Annotated in this window: 4 protein-coding genes; 3 read left to right on the forward strand and 1 reads right to left on the reverse strand. The window is 66.5% G+C overall.

Annotation, left to right across the window (positions count from 1 at the left end; translation table 11 throughout):
• A partial coding sequence (locus tag V5A53_RS13715; RefSeq protein WP_332314181.1) for an AAA domain-containing protein occupies window positions 1–921 on the forward strand: 921 nt, incomplete at its 5' end.
• Window positions 922–944: 23 nt separating this feature from the next.
• Here the strand turns inward: V5A53_RS13715 and V5A53_RS13720 are convergent.
• Window positions 945–2573 (reverse strand): rhomboid family intramembrane serine protease, encoded by a 1629-nt coding sequence (locus tag V5A53_RS13720; protein ID WP_332314182.1) that lies wholly within the window; start codon window positions 2571–2573, stop codon window positions 945–947.
• Between the two features lie 114 nt (window positions 2574–2687).
• Between V5A53_RS13720 and V5A53_RS13725 the strand changes: the two genes are divergently transcribed.
• Both V5A53_RS13725 and V5A53_RS13730 read left to right on the forward strand, forming a co-directional pair.
• Entirely contained in the window at window positions 2688–3245 is a 558-nt protein-coding gene (locus tag V5A53_RS13725) for an HD domain-containing protein (RefSeq protein ID WP_332314183.1), read from the forward strand.
• A gap of 69 nt (window positions 3246–3314) precedes the next feature.
• Window positions 3315–3667 (forward strand): hypothetical protein (locus V5A53_RS13730; protein WP_332314184.1); only part of this gene is annotated, 353 nt, incomplete at its 3' end.

The following is a 3667-nucleotide window of genomic DNA, read 5'->3' on the forward strand; positions in this document are numbered from 1 at the left end:
GACATCGTCCGGTGGGGCTCCGAATCGGGCGTCCGCGACGATATGCAGGAATACCGGATGGAACGGAGCGGCGACCCCCGCGAGCGCGCCGCCGAACTGCAGGACGCACAGGTCGTCGCCGCGACGACGGCGGCCTGTGGCTCGCGGGCGCTCAAAGAGCAGGCCTTCGACGTGGCCGTCATCGACGAGGCCGGTCAGTTGACCGAACCGGGCACCTTCCTCGCGACGAACCTCGCCGACCAGTTCGTGCTGGTCGGCGACCACGAGCAACTGCCGCCGGTCGTCCGTGCCGAAAACGACCTGCAGGAATCCCTCTTCGAGCGCCTCATCGAGACGTACCCCGAGGCCGGCGTCATGCTCGACCGCCAGTACCGCATGAGCCAGCGCGTCCAGTGGTTCTCCAGCGAGGAGTTCTACGACGGCCAGCTGCGTCCAGCCAGCGGCGAGGTGGCGGCCCAGCGACTCGACCAGTTGTCGGGCGTCGACGCCGACGCGCTTCCGTCTGACCTCCGGAATCCCGTCTCCTTTATCGACCCGGACGGCCGCGCCGACGGTAACACGAACCGCATCGAGGCCGACCGCGTCGCCGAAATCGTCCAGTCGTTCCGCGACGTGGGCGTCGACCCCGAGGATATCGGCGTCATCGCGCCTTTCCGGGCACAGGTCGCCGAGATCTCACGTCGCGTGCCGGCGGATATCGCTGTCGACACCGTCGACCGCTTCCAGGGCTCCTCGAAGGAGGTCATCGTCATCTCCTTCGTCGCCACCGAGGACCTCGAAAGCCCGATCTTCGAGGACTATCGCCGGGTCAACGTTGCGCTGACGCGGGCGAAGAAGTCGCTCGTCCTCGTCGGTGATGCCCGCGCGCTTGCGACGGTGCCGTTCTACGAGCGGATGTTGAACTGGGCGGACGGCGATTAAAAGGGTATTTTCGACCGGAGAATCTACCGAGACCGCCGAGCGACGCGAACCCGGGTGTCCTCGCGCTCGGCGAAGAGGTTCCGCTCGTCGCGTTCGAACGTTATGCCGCCGACAGTGATGTTGGTGCCGTTCTCGGGGACCGCCGCGCGACCGATGGTCTTGTTGTTCCGGGTGACGATGACGTCGAAGCCGTCGCCGGCCGGGGCGATGGAGATGTTCCGGCCGTCGATACGCGCGTCGGCGGACGCCCGTTCGTCGCGGAACACGACGGGCCGGGCTTCGTCCTCGACGCCGAGACGGACGTTGTAGGTCGACTTGCCGCCAGCCAGCGACCAGGTCGTTCGGGTGACGCGAACGTTCTCGTGCCACGTCAGGCCGCCGACGCGGATGGCCGCCTCGCTACGGCTGGCGAGGCGATTTTTCGAGATCTGCTCCCACCAGATGTTGCGCTGCTCGGAGACGACGATGACACCGCTGGCGTTGACGTTGGTGGTGTTGCCGGCCGGAATCGGAACCCCCGAGATGTACTGGTTCTCGATGTCCTCGGCGTAGAAGACGGTGTAATCGCCGACCTCCACGGGGTCTGCTCCCTCGAGGCCGGCGTTCGGGTCGTCGACGACGACCAGGTTGAACGGGACGGCGACGAGTGCGAGTGCGAAGACGGTCGCCAACAGGAGGCCGTAGGCGGCCTCCTGCCGCGAGAGGTCGATACTGGCGATGAGGTCTCGGGGCGTCGCCGTCACGCTGCTGGCGACCAGTGCGGCCACGAGGAAGACGAGCGCCGCGCCAAGCGCCTGATACAGCGTGTAGGTCGCCGAGGACTCGATGGCGTAGATGGCCCAGAGACCGCGGTCGGCGGCGATCACCAGCGCGGCCAGCCACACGTGGGTCGCCTTCGGGCGGACGTCACGACGATAGAGGAGCCATGCCGCGAGGACGATTCCGACGAAGAGGCCGAACGCGTGGCCCTGAATCGCGACGTCAGCCCACCACGGTCGGGAGAAGGATTCGCTCGCCGTCCGAGTAATCGTCGGAAACCGGATGGCATTGTAGACGAGACTGACTACGTCCGCGAGCAGCGTCGCCGCAACTGTCGCCAGCGGAAACCGGACTAAGGCGAAGCCGATGAAGGCGAAGACGACGCCGGAAAAGCCGACGACCGGTCCGAGCGCGAACAGTCCCGAGAGGACGCCGACGACGAAGACGCCGAGAACCCAGGCGGCGATGCGGGCGATAGGATCGGTTCGAAGCGACGAGAAGGACGTCACACCGCGTTCTTTCGGGAAGTGACTCCAGGCGTACTCGGCCAGCGATCCGAAGACGAGCGTCCCCAGCAGGTTCCCGGTGATGTGGCCCAACCCGGCGTGGGCAAAGCCCGCCGTGACCATTCCAGTCGGGTAGAGATACCCCCACGCGCGGAACGGGAGAACGAGCGGGTCTTGCGGGTTCGCGAGTCCGTCCTGGGCCAACAGATAGAAGGCCGAGACGCCGAGGACGGCCACGAGCGTGCCCCACGGCACGCCCATGACGAGGCGTTTGCGAGCCAGCAGGCCCCATCGGCCGTCGGGCCGGTCGAGACGCCACAGGGCACCCAGCGAGACGCCGATACCGGCCGCGAGTGTGAGATACCAGACGGCGACCGGGATATCCATGCCGAGGGCAAGGTCGTCAACTGATATATAATTCGGCGGTGTCGCAACGTTTTCGTCGCCTATCCGGCCGGGCGAGTTCCACAGCGTTTAGCCGTCGGGCGCCAACCGACGCGTATGGACATCGAAGCCGTCTTTCCGGAGATCGAGACCATCGAGGACGACACGCTTCGGACCGGCGTCGCCTCGGCGTGGACCAGCGCCGCGGGCGTCAACGGACTCGATATCGAGGAGTTACCCGAAGTGCCGTGGCTGCCGCCGACCCAGCGAGACCTCGAGATGGACGCCGACGAGGCGCTGCTCGTCGACCACGTCAAGGACGTGACCTCGTGTGCGCTCGGCCTCGCGGAATCGCTGCTCTCGCGGGACGAGGACCTCGAAATCGACATCGACACCGTCATCGCCGGCGCCCTGGTCCACGACGTCTCGAAACTCTACGAGTTCGACGGCATGGAACGCACGGAGGTCGGCCGCCTGCTCGGCCACCCCTATTACGGCGTCTCGGTCGTCTCGCGGGCGAACCTGCCGGTCGAGATCGCCCACATCGTCCTCTCGCATAGTTCCAGAACGAACGTCGAACCGGCGACGCTGGAGGCCGAGATCGTCCGCCGCGCCGACGAGGTGGCCGCCGCGAGCATCCGGACGACGGCCCTCGACGACCTCCGTGACGCCTGATAGTCAAAGGATGAGACCCCAGGCGCAACCGAACGCAAGGACTAATCGCCTGCCCACGGACCACCGGGTATGAGCGACGACGAGGGAGACGCCCAGTCGGACCGACAGCGGAAGCAGTTGCGCCTCGTCGGCTACGGCATCACCATCGCGGGCGTGCTCACGTACCTCGTCGCCTCCTTCAGTACACGGCCCTACGACATCCTCGTCTACGGCCTCGCCGGACTGGCCATCGCCATGCTCGTCTTCGAGAAACTCGAAGGCGGTGCGATGGGCATCTCGCTCGGCCTCCTGACCGGCTCGTTCGGCGTCTGGCTGTGGCCGAACGTCGGCGGAGGCGACTTCTACGTCCTCGGCTACATGCTCGTGCTGGCCGGCCTCGCTAACGCCCTCCTGACCCCGTACTTCAGGGATTTCGGCGAACG

The sequence above is a fragment of the Natronomonas sp. genome, assembly GCF_036625485.1.
GTDB lineage: Archaea > Halobacteriota > Halobacteria > Halobacteriales > Haloarculaceae > Natronomonas.

Coding starts and splice junctions, on each gene's coding strand:
- V5A53_RS13720 (WP_332314182.1), bottom strand. CDS start 2,573: ATGGATATCCCGGTCGCCGTCTGGTATCTCACACTCGCGGCCGGTATC.
- V5A53_RS13725 (WP_332314183.1), top strand. CDS start 2,688: ATGGACATCGAAGCCGTCTTTCCGGAGATCGAGACCATCGAGGACGAC.